Raw genomic sequence first — 16,650 nt, forward strand, 5'->3', positions numbered from 1 at the left:
TGTTTTAATTGCCAGGAAATTATTAATTAAACTTTCGACTAAAGGACTTTAGAGATTTTGAATTAATTTTGAATTTTATGAGTCCTTATGCGACTTACTAAAGGGGAAGAATCACCTAATTTACTTTTCCATTTAATCCGGTGGGTGAAAGGTATTTTTGAAGAGGTAGTTTTCTCTTTTCGGGCTATTCCAAAATTATTCAAAATTGGGTAATTAAATTAGGCCTATGAAGATTTTGATTATTGAGGACGAAGAAGAGTTGGCCCAAAATATTGCGGATTATTTAACTACTGAAAATTACCTCTGTGAGTACGCGGCGACTTTTTCGCAAGCCTTGGATAAAATTACCAGTTACACTTACGATTGTATCTTGCTGGATTTAATGCTGCCGGGTGGGGATGGAATAAAATTGTTAGAAGAACTAAAACGGCAGCATAAGCAAGACGGCGTTATTATTACTTCCGCTAAAAATTCTATTTCGGATAAAATAACCGGTTTACAATTAGGGGCCGATGATTATTTAGCCAAACCTTTTCATCTATCAGAACTAGCCGCCCGAATTTATTCTATCATTCGTCGCCGGCAGTTTGGGAATGCTAATGTTATTCAGTTGAAGGAACTGGAAATTAATTTATTGGCCAAAACCGTTAGCGTAAACCACGAGCCGTTAAACCTAACGAAAAAGGAGTTTGACTTACTTTTATTTTTCATTGGCAATAAAAACCGGGTAATCTCCCGAAGCGCTTTGGCCGAGCATTTATCGGGCGACCTAGCCGACATGTTAGACAACCATGATTTTGTGTATGCCCACATTAAAAATTTAAAAAGGAAACTTACCGAAGCGGGTTGTGACCAATACCTGAAAACAGTTTATGGAATGGGGTATAAATGGGAAATATGAGTAAATTATTAAACAAGCCCCTTAAAGCATTTACTATTTATGCTTTGTTTGTTTTAGCTGCCAGTATTCCGGTTTATTTATTTATCGTGGATTCTATCTGGTTAACCGAATTAGATGAGCATAACCAGATTGTACGGGAAAGAATTGAACACCGTTTGAAAACGATAAACTTTACGGATGCTGCCTTCGAGCAAAGTTTAGCCTTATGGAACCAAATACAGCCAGGAACCAGCTTAAAACCAGCTACCACCAGCGAAATAAAGCCCGACCAGCACTATACCATAAGAAGGCAAAATGAATTTAACCAGGAAAGGGATCGGTTTCGTTGCTTATCGGTTTATCTCCAGGTAAAAGGAAAGCCTTACCACTTACTAGTGGAAACGAACGTGGAAGAAACGGAAGAAACCATGCTGGCTATTGCCACTGTAACCCTTCTTTTCTTCTTACTACTCATGGGCGGGTTTATATTTTTAAACCACAAAATATCTCAAAGTATTTGGCAGCCGTTTCAGAAAACTCTGGAACAGTTAAAAACTTTTGACCTGAACAGCCAATGTAATATTGAGTTTGGGCAAACGAATATCCAGGAGTTTACCGAATTAAATCAAGCCCTTAATAAACTAATAGAAAAGAACATATCGGTTTACCGGCAGCAAAAAGAATTTACCGAAAATGCTTCGCATGAGCTACAAACGCCTTTAGCCTTAATAAAATCGAAGCTGGATTTAATGCTGCAAAATGAATTGTTAACCGAAGAACAAGCCCACATAATTGAATCGATCAATATACCTTTAGCCCGGGTTTCCCGGATAAATAAAAATTTATTATTGCTCGCCAAAATTGAAAACTACCAGTTCGACGAAAATGAAGCGGTTGATCTGAATCAGTTATTGCAACAAAACCTGGACTTACTGATGGAGCATATGGAGGGGAAAGGTTTAACCGTGGAAAATCAGTTGCGGGAAAATATTATATTAAAAACAAATAAGAGTTTACTGGAAATTTTATTGACCAATTTACTGCTAAATGCTATCCGGCACACCCCAAGGAATGGAAAAATTAAGGTAGAACAAGCTATTGGCGAACTAAAGATTTGGAATACGGGTGAAAAACCCCTGAATTCGGGAAACTTGTTCAAGCGTTTTATTTCTTCTTCTATGGAAGCTCCCAGCAGCGGCCTGGGTTTGGCTATTGTCCAGCAAATCTGTCATCAGTACCACTGGTCTATCCGTTATATGTTCCAGCAAGGCGGCCATCTTTTCGTCATCAGATTTTAAGGTTCATAACTTCGGTCTTGCCCAGAAATAGCTTTGTCTCGTCCTGATGAAATTGATTGACCAACCAACTTTTCTCAGAAAACGACGGTGGCTGTTGCACAACCCCTTGATTGAAGTTAATCGTTGAAGAAGGATAGGACTATTTTTTAAGGTTATGCAAGGCAGAAAGGTTTTGGAAGATGAAAAGGCGTTGCTTTTTTCGCTCTCGGCACATGTACCAGAACACAACTTCTATCGCCGCTTGAAACAGCAGTTGAATTTGGATTTTCTCTACGAGCTTACCCAACCTTACTACGGACGATGTGGTCAGCAGTCGATCGATCCGGTAGTCTTCTTTAAGCTCTGCTTGGTGGGTTACCTGGAGAATATTGTTTCCGACCGCCAACTGATCGAGCACTGTAGCCTCCGACTAGATCTGCTTTACTTTTTAGACTACCAAATAGATGAGCCCTTGCCCTGGCACTCCACGGTTTCTCGTACTCGGCAGCTTTACCCGGAGAAGTTGTTTGAGCTACTGTTTGATAGAGTCTTTCGCTTATGTGTCGAGAAAGGCATGGTAGCCGGTCATCGGCAGGCGATTGACTCCGCCCCCATTAAGGCCAATGCTTCGATGGATAGCCTGCTTTTAAAACAATCACCCGAGTCGGTGAAAAAGCACTTAACGAAGGTTATCCTCGAGAATGAAGCGGTAGTAAAGAAGTCCAACCAGAATAAAGAGGGAAAGCCAGAACAGTTCCTCTCGGCTCCGGAGTACCAGTTAAGAAAACTGGAAAAGCACCAAGATCAGCTGAAAGCATCTCCCAAAGGCTTAGGCGGTAAGCACGAGAAGGCCCGCCTGGTCAGCAATAAAACGCACTACAGTTCCACCGATCCGGATGCCCGCATATCGGTCAAACCGGGCAAAGCCAGACAACTTAACTATTATTGCAGCCTGGCGGTGGATACAGCCAAAGGCGTTATCAGCCATGTTCAAGCGGATTTGGCTGATGGGCGGGACAGCCAATATTTGCCGGCTATCACGCTGAGATTGCAGCGACGGCTACTAGATAATGAACTACGTCTAAAGGAACTGCTAGCGGATGGTGGCTATTCTAACGGTAGCAACTACGCCTTTTTAGAGCAAAGAAAGATAACGGGCTGGATACCCGTATTTGGCCAGTACAAGTCCGAGATAGAAGGTTTTCCTTATGACCAACAAGCTGACTATTTCACCTGTCCGACCGGGAAGATACTCGCCTTTAAGACCTATGACACCAATGCGGAGGGAGGTTTGCTAAAAATCTACCGGGCTACCTACCAGGACTGTAAACATTGCCCGCTCAAATCTTCTTGCGTTCCCAAAAGCCAATGCCGCCAAATCACCCGTACTGCATACGATTCGGAATATCGACGAGCATTAGAAAGACAGCAAAGTAGAAAAGGTAAACGGATGAAGCGAGTTCGACAAAGCACGGTAGAGCCGGTCTTCGGCAGCTTAATTCATTACTATGGTCTCCGGAAAATAGGAGTGCGGGGTAAAGCCGGGGCTCACAAGGTGATGCTGCTGGCCACCACTGCTTTTAACTTGAAGAAATATCTGAAGTTTAAACCGGTGAAAGCGGTCAGCCAAGCTTTGGCACTTCAAAAGAATCAAGAATCTGCTTTTAGCAGCTATTCTTTTGCTTTTACTAAGCTGTTTTTCCACTAAGAGAGCACTATTAGGAGCAGCATTGAGTTCAGATAGGGAAATAGGACGCGGCTCAAAAGGGAGTTGTGCAACAGCCACGACGGGATAAGGAGATGGAAAAAAGGCTTGACAACCCTTGGCTTATTAGCAATTTATCTACCTGATAATGCCATCTCCTGAATTAAAGTTAATTTTTGAATTACGAGATGAGTTATAGCTTTAATAATAACTCTATCAGGCCGAGTCTTTGATTTAAGTCAACGCTGTATTTAAGATAATCAGTAGCGAAGAGAGCCATCACCGAGACAAACCGAAAGAAACAACACCTGAGCCTAAAACGGACTCCAACCACTGCTAAACGAATGATTGTAGCCGTACGTCTACTCAGATTTCGTGTCCAGGCTGTAGAAAATAGGCTTTACACCCGATACCCTAATCGTTCCCTTACCCGGGCTAGTACTCCCGAGCCAATCTCCCGGGCTTTAGCGGCTCCTTCGGCTAGTTTCTGATCTATTTCGGACAAATTATTCATGTAATAAGTAAATAGCTCCCGTTCCTGCTTAAACTTACGCATAATCAATTCAAACAAAGCCTGTTTCGCGTGGCCGTAACCATAATTACCGGCAAGATAATTTTGGCGCATGGTTTCCGTTTCTTCCGGCGAGGCCAACAAAGAATAAAGCGCAAAGGTAGTGTCCTGTTCGGGTACTTTCGGTTCCTCCAGCGTTTTACTATCCGATATAATAGACATTACCGTTTTTCGCAAAGCTTTATCCTCCACAAAAATATCAATAATGTTACCGTAAGATTTACTCATTTTCGTACCGTCCGTACCCGGTACCGTCATTACTGCTTCGTCTATTTTAGCTTGGGGTACCACAAAAGTTTCGCCGTAGGTGTTGTTAAAGGCAGTAGCAATGTCGCGGGCTATTTCCAGGTGTTGCATTTGGTCTTTCCCGACCGGCACAAATTCGGCGTCGTACAAAATAATATCGGCGGTCATCAAAACCGGATAGATAAACAAACCAGCGTTTACATCCGATAAACGGTCTGATTTATCTTTGAAAGAATGGGCGTTGGCCAGCATCGGATACGGCGTCAGGCAGCTCAGGTACCAGGTAAGTTCGGTAACTTCGGGCACATCTGATTGCCGGTAAAAAATATTGCGATGGGTATCAAACCCAAAGGCTAACCAAGCCGCCGCTACCGCATACGTGTTTTGGCGTAATAGCTGGGCATCGCGCACGGTAGTGAGCGAGTGCATATCCGCGATAAAGTAAAGTGAATCGTTGGCAGAATTTTTAGAAAGTTCAATTGCCGGGATAATGGCACCTAACAAATTGCCTAAATGGGGTCGTCCCGAGCTTTGAATGCCAGTTAAGATACGCGACATACTAAAATTGATTTTTTGGCAAGATAGTTATTCTAGTCCACAGACCATAGTCGATAGTCCACGGAAAACCTATAAATTGTTTTTAGACCATAGCCCACAGGCGACAGTCCCTAGAATGTTATAAGTAAATTGTTGAATTTTTAAAATGTTGCTTGAAAGTACGTACAAAGTATAACTTAAAACCTAAAACGAAACACAACTTTTCAACTTTCAACCTGCAACTTACAACTGGCTTTCGTCCAGCACAGCTTCTTGCTGAATTTGTTCGGAAAGGTGGTTTCCAAGGTAGCGGTCAATACCAAAATGGGCCAGGTATAAAAGAGGAGTGAGCACTACTGCTACCACAAACTTATAAATGTAATTAATACTAGCTACCGCTAAAACTTGCTTCAGTTCCCAATTGCCAAACAAGTAAAAAGCCACAAATAAAACTACAACAGAATCCACCAGTTGTGAAATAAGAGTAGAGCCGGTAGCTCGCAGCCATATTTTACGGCTGCCCGTTACCCGCCGTAAATAATGAAAAACCGAAGCATCCAGAAATTGGGAAATTAAGAAAGCCGTTACCGAGCCAATAATAATGCCCGAACTTTGGCGAAAAATACTGTTGAAAGCATAGTTAATGTCAAAAGGGTTTCCGGCGGCATCTTTACCATTTACCTCTAACCAGAACGGAGCAGGAGGCAAAGCACCAATAACCGTAATTACTAAAAACATATATAAAATAAGCAGTACGGTAATAATGCTGATTTTTTTTACCCCTTCCTTGCCAAAATACTCGTTGATAATGTCGGTGCTGATAAACACCAGAGGCCAGATTACGGCGCCCGCCGTTAAATTAAAGTCTAGTTTAAAGCCGGATAGTACGGGAATCTGCGCGCCTGGTAACCCAAAGATAGCTTCCGCTGAAAATATTTTTACGCCAATTAACTCCGCTAACAAAGCATTGGCCAGAAAAATACTGCATAGTATCAAAAACAAGGTGTTTCTTTTACGCTGCGTAGTTAAAGCTAAATGACTCATAGTAAATTTTTGCCAGCTAAATTACACCAAGATTCAGAAATAAAAGATGGGTAAAGTTATTTTATAAATAAATAGCCAAATTATTCTTACGAAGAACTAAAAAGGTAGGATTTACTCCAGGATATTAATGGTTTTACCTTCGAGAGCTAATTGGGTGTTGTCGAAAATGGACTTTGCTTCGCGTAAAAGAGGAGTTAAATCGCGGTAACGCACCGAAAAATGACCTATTAGCAAACGCTTCACCTCGGCTTTTAACGCTAAGGTAGCCGCCTGAAGGGCCGTAGAGTGCATGGTGTAGGCTGCCTGTTCGCGGAGCTCGTCCAGAAAAGTAGCTTCGTGGTAAAGCAAATCAACCTGGCTGATGTACGGCAGGATATCCTCTTTGTAGCGGGTATCGGAACAGTAAGCGTACGAACGACTGCGATTAGGTTCGCTGGTTACATTGGCGTTAGCTACGAGTAAATTGCCGGCTTCGTCTAAAATATCTTCTCCCAATTTCAGGCGGACTAATTGAGCATGAGATAAAAAGCTGGGAAGTTTATCTTTAATTAAATGCCGCAATTTGGGTTTTTCCCGAAATAAAAAGCCGCAGCAATCTATCCGGTGCTGCATGGGCAAAGTATGAACCGTTATCGTTTTATCCTCAAATATCGGCGCGTGAACCGTAGTATTGAGTTCGTGAAAGGTAAGTTTAAAGCTTAACTGGGTATGAGAATACCGGAATTGAGTAGTGAGTATTTCGGCTAAACCCGGTGGACCAAATAAGTTTAAGGGTTGAGTTCGGTGTTGCAGGTGCATGGTGGAGAGCAGCCCAAATAACCCGAAAAAATGATCGCCGTGGAGGTGGCTGATGAAGATATTAGAAATGCGCTGATGCTTTACTTTGTAACGCATCAGCTGCATTTGAGCATTTTCGCCGCAATCAATTAAATGAATCTGGTTACCAATGGTTAAAACCTGAGCAGTATGATGGCGATCGGGAGAAGGAGTGGCGGAAGAACTGCCAAGTATTTTAAGCTCAAATTCCAATACTTCCGCTGCTTACCTTATTCTTCTTTATTGGTTAAATCGCGTTCGATCTCGTGTAAAAATACTCGGTCAATAGCTTCTTCTACGGTAGGTAATATGTTTAAAACCGATTCCAGTTTAGAGATGGTGATTAATTTCATAACGTGATCCTGTAAACCAGCTAATATTAATAAACCATTAGAAGAGTTACATAAACGATTGGCAATTAAAATAGAGCTTAAGCCCGACGAATCGGTATATTTTACGTTGCTTAAATCCAGGATAAGATTAGAAATACCTTCGGCGTTAAGCTTAACAAATTCTGATTTTAAATCTGGGGCAATAGTTGTATCTAATTTCTTCTCATCAATGGTGATGATGGTATAATTTTCTTTTTATCAATGGTGTATTTCATAAGAACTGAAATAATGTTTAGAATACGAATGTACTAAAAAAAATTAAGATTTTATAATATTTAGGGGTACTACTCCCCCATAATTAAACATTTTGCAATATATTAGCTTCAATCCGTTTAAGCGCCTGGCTATAATCTGTCTTCTGAAAAGGCTGCCCGGTAACCACCTCAAATAATTCAATATAGCGCTCCGAAATACTTTGAATCCAGTCATCGTCCATCTCGGGTACGCGTTGGTTGGCCATTCCTTGAAAATTATTTTCGATTAACCATTTACGAACAAACTCTTTCGATAATTGTTTTTGCGGCTGGCCGTCTTTTTGCCGTTCGGCATAACCATCGGCATAAAAATAACGCGAGGAGTCAGGGGTATGTACTTCGTCAATCAAATAAATTTTGCCACTGGCTTTCCCAAATTCGTATTTGGTATCTACGAGTAATAAACCGCGCTCCGCGGCTATTTCTGTACCCCGGGCAAATAATTGGCGGGTATAATTTTCTAACTGGCGGTACTCTTCTTCCGCCACAATTCCGGTTGCCACAATGGCTTTCGGCGAAATATCTTCGTCGTGTCCTTCGGCCGCTTTGGTGGTAGGAGTGATAATAGGCGCGGGTAGCTTATCGTTTTCGCGCAAGCCATCCGGTAAGTGAGCCCCGCAAATTTCGCGTTTACCGCTTTGGTATTCCCGCCAGGCATGGCCCGCCAAGTAACCCCGGATAACCATTTCTACTTTAAACGGCTCGCAATTAATGCCGATAGTAACATTAGGATCCGGATGAGATAATACCCAATTAGGCACAATATCCGAGGTAGCTTTTAAAAAGGTGGCCGCAATTTGGTTTAGTACCTGGCCTTTATACGGAATGGCCCGCGGTAATACCACATCAAAAGCAGATATACGATCCGTGGCCACTACCGCTAGCTTATCCTGAAAGTAGTAAACATCCCGAACTTTACCGCGGTAAAAACCTGTCTGTTTATCAAAATGAAAATTTGTCTCTTTAAGAGCCTGCATCAAAAATTTTTCTGAATGGGGTGTAAAGTTAGCAAGATATTCTGAAGGTCAAAATAGGTCTAAATACGGATTACAGGGAAACAATTGCGCTTAAATATACCCATATTTTATGTGGGTGCCCTCTTACTTGTTTAATTTCCACATTTTTACCAGAATGGCTCCTGATTTTTTTTCTCTAAAGTACAAATTAAAATATATTCAAATGCTAAAAATTTCGGCTAAATGCTAAAATTTGGGTTGAATCTATTTTGATAAGATTAAATGAAAAAAGCCTGTAAAATACAGGCTTTCTCAGGTACTTTCTTAGTTTATTTTACCGGTAAACGGCCGGAGCTTTATCGCGCAAATTATAATTCGAAGCCATTACTTCGGCGTACGCTCCCGCCGTACGAATAGCAATTAAATCGTTACGTTTCGTTTCGGGTAGGGCAACATCCTGGGCAAAACAATCCGATGATTCGCAAATAGGACCCACCACATCGTACACTTGTTTGGGTAAAGTACTGCTCAGGTTGTCAATTTTATGATAAGCCTGGTAGAGCATGGGGCGGATTAACTCGGTCATGCCGGCGTCCAGAATGGCAAAGTTTTTCTTTTGGCCTTTTTTAATGTAAAGCACCTTAGAAAGTAAAGCGCCGCATTGCGCTACCAAAGCCCGACCTAACTCAAAATGCACTATCTGGTCCGGTTCCACGGCCAGGTGCTCGTTGAAAATGGCAAAGTACGCGGCAAAATCCGGCATAGGGTTTTCTTCCGGCGAGCGATAATCTACTCCTAAGCCACCTCCCACATTCAAATGCTTCAGGTAGATGCCTTGTTCCCGGAACCACTGCTGAATTTCGTTTACCCGCACACATAATTTTTCGAAAACCTGCAAGTCCGTAATCTGGGAACCAATGTGGAAATGGCTACCGAGCAGTTCTAAGTTAGGTAAGCGCCGCAATAAAGTAATTACGTCGGCCAGTTCCCAGGTATTAATGCCGAATTTGTTTTCTTCGAGGCCGGTGGTAATGTATTTGTGCGTATTAGCATTTACATTGGGGTTAATGCGTAATGCGATGCGGGCAATTTTATTTTGCTGCTGAGCCAATTCGCTGATAATTTCCAGTTCCTGCATCGATTCGCAGTTGAAACAAAAAATATCTTGCTCCAAGGCATAATTAATTTCGGCATCAGATTTCCCGACTCCCGCAAAAACAATTTGCGCGGGCCGGAAACCAGTGGCTAACGCTTGTTTAATTTCATTGCCACTCACGCAATCAGCTCCAAAACCAGTTTCCCGAATTAATTTAAGAATAGGTTCATTGCTATTTGCTTTTAAGGCGTAATGCACGTGATAACCATACCGGTCAGCCTCCGTTCGAGCCGCTTGTAAGGTTTGCCGTAGTAAATGAAGATCGTAGAAATAAAATGGGGTATTTTGCCCATTCCAGTTTTGCTCGGCCAGATTAAGCATGTGCGGGTTCCCTTTCAAATACACCTTCGTTTAAAGCCACTAAGGCCCGGTTTTTATCTGTTGTGCTGATTAACAAGCTAATATTATTTTTACTTCCCCCGTACGAAATCATACGCAAGGGAATAGCTTTTAAAGAATCGAATATTTTTACGGTTGTACCAGCTACTTCTTCTATGGAGTCGCCCACTAAACAAATAATCGTCTGATTCTCATCTATCTGCACCGAACTAAATTCTTTTAACTCGGCAATTATTTCCGATAAGTACTTGGTGTTATCAATGGTTACGGATACGGCTACTTCCGAGGTAGTGATCATATCAATGGGCGTTTTGTATTCTTCAAAAACTTCGAATACCCGGCGCAAGAAACCATACGCCAGCAGCATCCGGCTCGATTTTATGTTTATGGCCACAATTCCGTCTTTCGCGGCCACAGCTTTGATATTTTTCCCCGACGATTGCGCTGAAATGGTCGTTCCTTTCGCTTCCGGCTGCATGGTATTGAGTAATTTTACCGGAATATTCTTTTGCTTAGCGGGTAAAACGCTGGAAGGATGCAGGATTTTTGCGCCGAAATAAGCTAGTTCGGCCGCTTCGTCGAACGATAATTCCGCAATGGGATAAGTATCCCGGACAATGCGCGGATCGTTATTGTGCATGCCGTCGATATCGGTCCAGATTTGAATTTCGGAGGCTTTTACGGCCGCGCCAATCAACGAAGCCGAATAATCGCTGCCACCGCGCTTCAAATTATCTATTTCGCCGAACGAATTCCGGCAGATATAGCCTTGGGTAACAAAAAGATGGGTATTCGGGTATTTGGCTAAGGTAGCCGCTAATTCTTGCTGCAAAAATTTTACATCCGGTTCCTCGTTTTCATCTATCCGCATAAAATTAAGGGCCGGTAGCAAAACAGAATCCCGGTTCCTTTCTTCGAGTAAAAACTGAAATAAAGCCGTAGAAAGTAATTCTCCCTGCGCTAAAATAGCCCGCTCTTCGCGAATAGAGAAAGGACCAACCGCCAATGATTTAATAAAATCGAAATGAGAAAGCACCAAGTCTAATGCCGCGAACTTTTTCTTCTCGGTGGTATATACATCTTGTATTACTTCCCGGTAAATTTTGTGTAAATTCTCGGTGAGTTTAAGCGCTTCCTGGGTTTGTTGTTGGGAAAACTTACCGGCAATTTCTACCAATTTATTCGTGGTACCCGACATGGCCGATAAAACCACGATTTTACGATCCGCATCGTTAATCAGGTTGGCTACTAGTCTCATGTTTTGAGGAGAACCTACCGAAGTTCCGCCAAACTTTAGAATTTTCATGAATAGGTAATTTATAGGATGTATTATGTTGTAAAACTACTAAATTCAGGAAGACGTTAGCGAATTTTTCAAGTATTTGTTAAATAATTGTTAAATTTTTAGCTATTTGCCTTTAAATCTATAAATAATAACCAGCAACTAATTAGATTAGGGTAAAATTTATAAATTGTTAAGTAATAGCCGCCGACTAGATTTACCAATGTTTTTACTTCCCCACCTAAGCTGACTAAATAGCTTACTATGTGAACTTTATTGAAAATAGTTATAACTTTTAACACTATAATTCAGTAAAAGAAAATCCTGAACTTATCCTTCCTTTTTATTTTAATCACTTTCCCTTATGGAAGATTACAACTACGTTCATTCGGATACAGATTTAGATATTATTTCCAAAAAAGAATTCTGGAAACTAATAAAAGCTGGGCTCATAATTGATGCCCGGGCGGGTGGTCTGATTTTAGGCCCCTCTATTGAGCAAGGCGGCATAGATTGTGTGGCTGAAACCCCGGACGGTTTTACTAAAATTGGTAAAATTGAAGGCGGTGTTTTTATCGTTAATTCTTTAGCTAATAAGAACTACAGCGATAAGTTGCTGGCTTTTAATGCTTATGATACCTTGTTTTATGAAGATGAACCCGTAGATTACATTATATCTCCTACAACTTGTGTTTACAATACCTATGGCGTAGAAGAAAAATTGGTTTGGTTACGGGGAGATGAGTTTATAATGAATAAATATGCCTCTTTTAAGTTTTTAAAAGAAATTGAGGAAATTAACTACTTCGATTTTCGGGTTTGATAGGTTGAAGTTACAGGTTGCAAGCTGAATAGTTAGAAGATTAGAAAGTTGTGCTACTTTTTAGGTTTTAAGTTAAACGTTGTACGTACTTTCAAGCAACATTTTAACAATCCGGCAATTTAACGATCTAACAATTTACAATAAATAGACTATGGTCTAGATCCCCTTCCTGACAATTAAAGCCGAAGCATTACCCCCAAAACCCGCCGCTAAAATCATTATTCTTCGGATTGGATTTGTTCTTTTGCTTTGCTCTATGAAAATAGGGTAAGGAAAAGTGGTATATTGTTGGTGCTGTAAAATCCAAAGTGCGTATTCCAGACTCAGAGCCGCGGAGGCTCCCAAGGTATGCCCAATTAAGAATTTATTTGAGGTTACTAGGGATAGGTTTCTCCCGAAAACTGCTTTTAAAGCATAAATTTCGGCTGCGTCGCCGGCTACCGTGCCGGGAGCGTGCAGTACCACCGCATCAATAGTGGAGTCGTTTACCGATAAAGCTTGAGTGGCATTCCGGATGGCTTTCTGAAAATTACTTCCTTCGGGTGAAATGCCGGTTTTACTCGTTATTTTTTCAAAGCCAAATCCAATTGCTTCCAGAATAATGGTTTCAGGAGAGAGTTCAGACTCTGGAACTTGTTCTAAAGCAAACAAGGCGGCTCCTTCGCCCAGTACAAAAGTATTTTGTTTTTCTTTATTTAAAGGTCGGCACCAGTATTCGGGCTTGGGTTGGGTAGCGTAAATACCAATGGCTCGCATTTGGGCGATAGTGAAAGGAGTAAGTGGCGCCTCGGCGGCGCCGGCCAGAAAACGGAAAGCCATACCGGATTGTAACCAGGCAAAACCGTTAGCCAAGGCTTGCAAAGCCGTACTGCACGTTACCGAATGACTAATGACAGGGCCTTCGGTAGATAAATCGTTGGCTACCCAACTCGAAATATTTCCTAAAGTAGTAGTAGGAGAAATTTGGGAAGAAATATGGTTAGGATCTTTTTGGAAATCCTGATAGTATTGTTCAAATAAGCTAGTTGCCCCTCGAGACGAGCCAATATTTACGGCAATTTCTTCTTCTTGCTTCCAGCCTGCTTGTTGCAGAGCTTGGCGAGCCGCGTGAATGGCCATTAAAACAGTCCGGTCCAGATTCCGGTACAAACGATTTTCCTGCTGAATAGAGGTTACTAATTTTTCGTTTTCCGGAGATATAGCGGCAACTGGAACTTCAGAATTATTAAAAAGCTGAGGCAAAATAATTGGTTTCCCTTGACAATAAGCCCGGTCTACTTCAGTAGAATTAGCTCCTAAAGGGGAGATAGAACCAAAGCCTTTAATAACAATGTATTTTTTTGTACTCAATTTAGTTGTTTGCAATTAGTGAGAGCATGCCCAAAATTACATCATAAATTTGTCGTAATTCTTCGTTGGTAGTGCAGTAAGGCGGCATTACGTAAATAATATTACCTAGAGGCCGCAAAATTACGTGGTTTTCCAAGGCATAAGAATAAAGAATCTGCCGGATGTTGTTAAAATAAGACGTTTGCCCCGCATTCAATTCAATGGCCAGAACAGTACCCAATTGCCGGGATTCTTTAATAGCAGCATGGTCTTTTATTTCTTCGCGGAAACCTTCGTGCTCCTGACTTATCCGTTGCCGGTTTTCCAGGCAAGAAGGGTCTTTAAATAAATCCAGGCTGGCGCTAGCGGCGGTGCAGGCAATAGGGTTGGCCGTAAAAGAATGGCCGTGGAAAAAAGTTTTGGCCGGATTATCACTTAAAAAAGCCTGATAAATAGCATTTGTACACGTAGTTACTCCTAATGCCATTACCCCACCGGTCAAGCCCTTGGAAAAGCACATAATATCCGGCTGAATAGTAAGATAGTCGCAGGCAAAGTTTTTACCGGTTCGGCCGAAACCTGTCATTACTTCGTCGGCAATGGTTAAGACTTCGTGCTGCTGACAAATCTTTAAAAGCTGATTTAATACCTCCGGGGAATACATGACCATACCGGCCGTACCTAATAACAAAGGCTCAAAAATAAAAGCGGCCACATCGCCTTGCTGAACCAAAGTAGTGAGTTGTTCTATTACTTGCGCTTCCTTTCCTTTTATTGGCACGTCAATAAAATCCACCTGAAACAAATACTGCACGAAAGGCTGGGTAAATGTGCTGCGGCTGCTCACCGACATGGCGCCAAAGGTATCGCCGTGGTACGAATCCCGGAAAGCAATAATTAGCCGCTTGGGTTTATCCTGGTTTTCCCAGAACTGAATGGCCATTTTTAAGGCTACTTCAACCGCCGTAGAACCATTATCGGAGTAAAAAACACGCTTTTGATTATTGGGCAACAAAGACAGCAACTTTTCGGCTAACTCTACGGCGGGCGGATGAGTAAAACCGGCAAAAATAACGTGGTCTAACTGCTTTATTTGTTCCGCTACTTTTTCGGCAATGTAAGGATGAGAATGCCCGTGAATGGTTACCCACCACGATGAAACAGCATCCAGGTAAGCTTCGCCAGTTTCGGTATATAACCAACTTTTTTTCCCGCGCACAATGGGCAGGGGTAAGCTGGCGGTTTGCATTTGAGTGTAAGGATGCCAGATGATTTGCTGATCGCGGGAAGCTAAATTCATAGTAAAACAGATCTAAACAGAGCCGCATAGCGCTTTATCGTAGCGGCATTTATTTCAGACTCCGGTAAAACGGACGGCAATTTAGTTAATCCGGAATAAGTACTAATAAAATCTTCGGAAGCAGGAGTAGGAGGTCCGTTAAAAACAATACCCGCAACTGGAATTTGACGTTGCCGCAAATACTCAATAGAAAGTAAAGTATGATTAATGCTACCCAAATAATTTCGCGATACCAGGATTACTTCGGCCTTTAATTGGGCAATTAAATCAATAATCAAGAAAGCAGAGTTTAAGGGTACTAGTAAACCACCAGCTCCTTCAATCACTAAAATATTATCTGTTTTAGGCAGTAGCATCTGATTCGGGTCCAGGGTTATATTTTCGGCGGCGGCGGCCTGGTGCGGCGAAGCCGGTAGTTGCAGGCGGTAAGCTTCCGGGTGAAAAGTAGTTCGTTGGTTACTAATTAGTTCTTTTACCGTATCCGTATCAGTATGGTCGAGGTTACCGGATTGTACGGGTTTCCAGTAATCTGCTTGTAAGGCTTCCGCTACGATCGCTGCGACAATGGTCTTTCCCACATCGGTACCAATACCCGTTATGAATAGTTTTTTCATGCCCATAAATTTGCCAGAGGACCTAACAGTAAATCTATTTGAGCCGGCGTGTTAAAAGCGTGCACAATAATGCGTAATCGTTCTTTACCTACCGGCACCGTTGGGCTGAAAACCGGTCGTACATCTATATTATTTTCCTGAAGATTTCTGCTGATTTTCTTTAACTGCTCAATGTTGGGGGCAAAAACCACATTTATCGGCCCCGGCTCTTGTAAATATTTATTACCTGTAAATTTTTCTAACTGTTCGTTTAAATAGCGGGAAAGAGCTTTTACCTGGTTTCGTTCCGCTTGTAGCGATGGCAAAAAGCTGTAAGCCGATTTTATGGCTAGAATGTTATGCAGCGGTAGGGCAGTGGTGTAAATAAAAGGTCGACTAAAATTTATAAGATAGTTTTTTAAGGAAGTTGATCCTACCACCGCGGCTCCATGGCTGCCAATGGCTTTCCCGAAGGTCATAATGCGGGCAAAAACTTTATCTGTTAGGTTTTTTTCTACTATTAAACCTTCTCCGTTCTCCCCAAATAAACCATTGGAATGCGCTTCATCTACCACCAGGTACGCACCCTTTTTTTCGCAAAAATCAGCTAATTTAGGTAAAGGAGCTTGATCGCCATCCATGGAATAAACCGATTCGACGGCCACATAGGCGTTGCCCGCTGCGTGTTTAAATTTCCGGGTTAAATCTTCCAGGGAATTATGTTTAAAAGAATAGGCTTTCGCTAAACTTAACCGAATCCCTTCTTTAATGGAAGCATGACTAGCTTCGTCGTAAAAAATGGTATCACCGCGTTGAGGAACAGCGGAAAAAAAGCCCAGATTAGCTACGTAACCCGAATTAAATAAAAGCGCTGCCTCGGCTCGGTGAAAAGTAGCCAATTGTTTTTCCAGTAATTCATAAACCGGATGATTGCCCGATAATAAACGCGAACCGGTAGAACCCAGTAAGTAATTTGAAAATTGTTCGGCTTCTTGAGTTATTAATTGCTTTAAAGCGGTAGACCGGGCCAGGCCCAAATAATCATTTGAGCAAAAATCAATGGCAGCTTTACTGGTTGGTAATTGCCGGTAAATACCTTGCTGGGTACGTAAACTTAATTTTTGCTGTAAATTCTCCGGAAATTGCATGC

At 41.9% G+C, this 16,650-nt stretch carries 15 protein-coding genes and 1 pseudogene; 5 read left to right on the forward strand and 11 right to left on the reverse strand.

What is annotated here, in order from left to right; all coding sequences use genetic code 11:
* The first annotated feature begins 87 nt into the window (after positions 1-87).
* The 4 genes from AHMF7605_RS30855 to AHMF7605_RS24540 all read left to right on the forward strand — a co-directional run bounded on the left by AHMF7605_RS30855 (position 88) and on the right by AHMF7605_RS24540 (position 3,865).
* Entirely contained in the window at positions 88-213 is a 126-nt protein-coding gene (locus AHMF7605_RS30855) for a hypothetical protein (RefSeq protein ID WP_262512366.1), read from the forward strand.
* Positions 214-226: 13 nt separating this feature from the next.
* Positions 227-901 (forward strand): response regulator transcription factor, encoded by a 675-nt coding sequence (locus tag AHMF7605_RS24530; protein ID WP_106932607.1) that lies wholly within the window; start codon positions 227-229, stop codon positions 899-901.
* Positions 898-2,178, forward strand: coding sequence for a sensor histidine kinase (locus AHMF7605_RS24535; protein WP_106932608.1), 1,281 nt, complete (start codon positions 898-900; stop codon positions 2,176-2,178). Before AHMF7605_RS24530 ends, AHMF7605_RS24535 begins: the two co-directional genes overlap by 4 nt.
* A 154-nt stretch (positions 2,179-2,332) precedes the next feature.
* Positions 2,333-3,865, forward strand: a complete 1,533-nt coding sequence (locus AHMF7605_RS24540; protein WP_106925799.1) for an IS1182 family transposase — start codon at positions 2,333-2,335, stop codon at positions 3,863-3,865.
* 397 nt (positions 3,866-4,262) lie between these two features.
* Here the strand turns inward: AHMF7605_RS24540 and trpS are convergent, their stop codons facing one another.
* The 7 genes and pseudogenes from trpS to AHMF7605_RS24575 form a co-directional block, all read right to left on the reverse strand.
* Positions 4,263-5,237: a tryptophan--tRNA ligase gene (gene trpS / locus AHMF7605_RS24545; protein WP_106932609.1), complete on the reverse strand. Its 975-nt coding sequence runs from the start codon at positions 5,235-5,237 to the stop codon at positions 4,263-4,265.
* Positions 5,238-5,459: 222 nt separating this feature from the next.
* Positions 5,460-6,260, reverse strand: a complete 801-nt coding sequence (locus AHMF7605_RS24550; protein WP_106932610.1) for a queuosine precursor transporter — start codon at positions 6,258-6,260, stop codon at positions 5,460-5,462.
* Positions 6,261-6,371: 111 nt separating this feature from the next.
* The gene (locus AHMF7605_RS24555) at positions 6,372-7,289 is read right to left on the reverse strand and encodes a ribonuclease Z (protein WP_106932611.1); all 918 of its coding nucleotides are present in this window, start codon (positions 7,287-7,289) and stop codon (positions 6,372-6,374) included.
* 17 nt (positions 7,290-7,306) lie between these two features.
* Positions 7,307-7,683 (reverse strand): annotated as a pseudogene (locus AHMF7605_RS24560) (STAS domain-containing protein).
* Positions 7,684-7,766: 83 nt separating this feature from the next.
* Positions 7,767-8,699: a phosphoribosylaminoimidazolesuccinocarboxamide synthase gene (locus AHMF7605_RS24565; RefSeq protein WP_106932612.1), complete on the reverse strand. Its 933-nt coding sequence runs from the start codon at positions 8,697-8,699 to the stop codon at positions 7,767-7,769.
* A gap of 313 nt (positions 8,700-9,012) precedes the next feature.
* A complete protein-coding gene (gene lysA / locus AHMF7605_RS24570; protein WP_233219244.1) occupies positions 9,013-10,173 on the reverse strand; it encodes a diaminopimelate decarboxylase in 1,161 nt (386 codons plus the stop codon).
* Entirely contained in the window at positions 10,148-11,479 is a 1,332-nt protein-coding gene (locus AHMF7605_RS24575) for an aspartate kinase (RefSeq protein ID WP_106932614.1), read from the reverse strand. The genes lysA and AHMF7605_RS24575 overlap by 26 nt, the downstream gene beginning before the upstream one ends.
* Positions 11,480-11,819: 340 nt before the next feature.
* Between AHMF7605_RS24575 and AHMF7605_RS24580 the strand changes: the two genes are divergently transcribed.
* Positions 11,820-12,278 carry a hypothetical protein gene (locus AHMF7605_RS24580; protein ID WP_106932615.1) on the forward strand — a complete coding sequence of 153 codons (459 nt, stop codon included), beginning with the start codon at positions 11,820-11,822 and terminating at the stop codon, positions 12,276-12,278.
* 156 nt (positions 12,279-12,434) lie between these two features.
* Here AHMF7605_RS24580 and AHMF7605_RS24585 read toward each other — a convergent pair whose 3' ends face one another.
* From AHMF7605_RS24585 to AHMF7605_RS24600, 4 genes are read right to left on the reverse strand one after another with little or no spacing between them, the layout of a single operon-like run.
* Positions 12,435-13,628, reverse strand: coding sequence for a beta-ketoacyl synthase N-terminal-like domain-containing protein (locus tag AHMF7605_RS24585; RefSeq protein WP_106932616.1), 1,194 nt, complete (start codon positions 13,626-13,628; stop codon positions 12,435-12,437).
* Position 13,629: 1 nt separating this feature from the next.
* Positions 13,630-14,907: an adenosylmethionine--8-amino-7-oxononanoate transaminase gene (gene bioA, locus AHMF7605_RS24590; RefSeq protein ID WP_106932617.1), complete on the reverse strand. Its 1,278-nt coding sequence runs from the start codon at positions 14,905-14,907 to the stop codon at positions 13,630-13,632.
* Entirely contained in the window at positions 14,904-15,521 is a 618-nt protein-coding gene (gene bioD, locus AHMF7605_RS24595) for a dethiobiotin synthase (RefSeq protein WP_106933604.1), read from the reverse strand. Before bioD ends, bioA begins: the two co-directional genes overlap by 4 nt.
* On the reverse strand, positions 15,518-16,648 hold the full coding sequence (locus AHMF7605_RS24600) for an aminotransferase class I/II-fold pyridoxal phosphate-dependent enzyme (protein ID WP_106932618.1): 1,131 nt from the start codon (positions 16,646-16,648) through the stop codon (positions 15,518-15,520). The genes bioD and AHMF7605_RS24600 overlap by 4 nt, the downstream gene beginning before the upstream one ends.
* Positions 16,649-16,650: the final 2 nt, after the last annotated feature.

This window comes from Adhaeribacter arboris (genome assembly GCF_003023845.1).
In the GTDB taxonomy this organism is placed as follows: domain Bacteria; phylum Bacteroidota; class Bacteroidia; order Cytophagales; family Hymenobacteraceae; genus Adhaeribacter; species Adhaeribacter arboris.

Coding starts and splice junctions, on each gene's coding strand:
- AHMF7605_RS24600 (WP_106932618.1), bottom strand. CDS start 16,648: ATGCAATTTCCGGAGAATTTACAGCAAAAATTAAGTTTACGTACCCAG.
- AHMF7605_RS24535 (WP_106932608.1), top strand. CDS start 898: ATGAGTAAATTATTAAACAAGCCCCTTAAAGCATTTACTATTTATGCT.
- AHMF7605_RS24530 (WP_106932607.1), top strand. CDS start 227: ATGAAGATTTTGATTATTGAGGACGAAGAAGAGTTGGCCCAAAATATT.
- AHMF7605_RS24550 (WP_106932610.1), bottom strand. CDS start 6,260: ATGAGTCATTTAGCTTTAACTACGCAGCGTAAAAGAAACACCTTGTTT.
- bioA (WP_106932617.1), bottom strand. CDS start 14,907: ATGAATTTAGCTTCCCGCGATCAGCAAATCATCTGGCATCCTTACACT.
- AHMF7605_RS24575 (WP_106932614.1), bottom strand. CDS start 11,479: ATGAAAATTCTAAAGTTTGGCGGAACTTCGGTAGGTTCTCCTCAAAAC.
- AHMF7605_RS30855 (WP_262512366.1), top strand. CDS start 88: ATGCGACTTACTAAAGGGGAAGAATCACCTAATTTACTTTTCCATTTA.
- trpS (WP_106932609.1), bottom strand. CDS start 5,237: ATGTCGCGTATCTTAACTGGCATTCAAAGCTCGGGACGACCCCATTTA.
- AHMF7605_RS24565 (WP_106932612.1), bottom strand. CDS start 8,699: ATGCAGGCTCTTAAAGAGACAAATTTTCATTTTGATAAACAGACAGGT.
- AHMF7605_RS24580 (WP_106932615.1), top strand. CDS start 11,820: ATGGAAGATTACAACTACGTTCATTCGGATACAGATTTAGATATTATT.
- AHMF7605_RS24540 (WP_106925799.1), top strand. CDS start 2,333: ATGCAAGGCAGAAAGGTTTTGGAAGATGAAAAGGCGTTGCTTTTTTCG.
- bioD (WP_106933604.1), bottom strand. CDS start 15,521: ATGAAAAAACTATTCATAACGGGTATTGGTACCGATGTGGGAAAGACC.